Raw genomic sequence first — 686 nt, 5'->3', positions numbered from 1 at the left:
TCCAGGCGGTCAATGACCACGCCCTTCACCTGGCCGTTAGTGGACTATCGCATCACCCTCTGATCTTCTTTACTGGCTACGCGCAAGATTCCTCGCAACCTCCTCAACTGCCCGGATGTTCGGGGCGCTTCGCACCAGCAGATCGAGTGGACACCATGGATAAGGAAGTGAGCTTACCCATCCCAGGATCGAATCTCCGAGTTCACCTGGCAGCGTTTTCATCTCTTCAATGGTGATTTCAAGCTTCGCAACCAGTCCAGAATCATCTCGACTCAACCATGCGTAGCTCCCGAAACCCAAACGCACTGCGCCCGAAACTTTTTCCGTCATGCAAACGAGCCACTTGCAACTAAATGCGCTCGCGTGGTCCGGCGGAACCTCCATGCAAAAGGTATAGATATTTTCGTAACGTTGCGCGAACTGACTTACCAGCGTCTCTGATATGCCCTTCAGGCCTTTCACCGTTGAAGGAAACGATATCTCGTCAGTCTTGACCTCCATCACGAGCTCCGCATCGGCAGCGAATGCGCGGGACATGAGATGCGGGCGGTTGCCGTCCTTCGCAAGAAGGTAAGTTTCGATCGACTGCCGTAACAGGGTCATCCTGGATCCATGGAGCAAAGTTGTTTCGCGCCAAGTCTACGCGATGCTTCTGCCCGGATAGTGATGACCCTACGTTGCGCATG

General features: G+C 54.1%; 1 protein-coding gene. It reads right to left on the bottom strand.

The features are described from left to right. Positions 1–69: 69 nt before the first annotated feature. Positions 70–603: a hypothetical protein gene (locus tag P0D70_RS36725; RefSeq protein ID WP_091792847.1), complete on the bottom strand. Its 534-nt coding sequence runs from the start codon at positions 601–603 to the stop codon at positions 70–72. Between the last annotated feature and the right edge of the window lie 83 nt (positions 604–686).

The organism is Paraburkholderia sp. RL17-381-BIF-C, assembly GCF_046026435.1.
Classification (GTDB): Bacteria; Pseudomonadota; Gammaproteobacteria; order Burkholderiales; family Burkholderiaceae; genus Paraburkholderia.
This window is presented reverse-complemented; position numbering and strand designations above follow the sequence as displayed.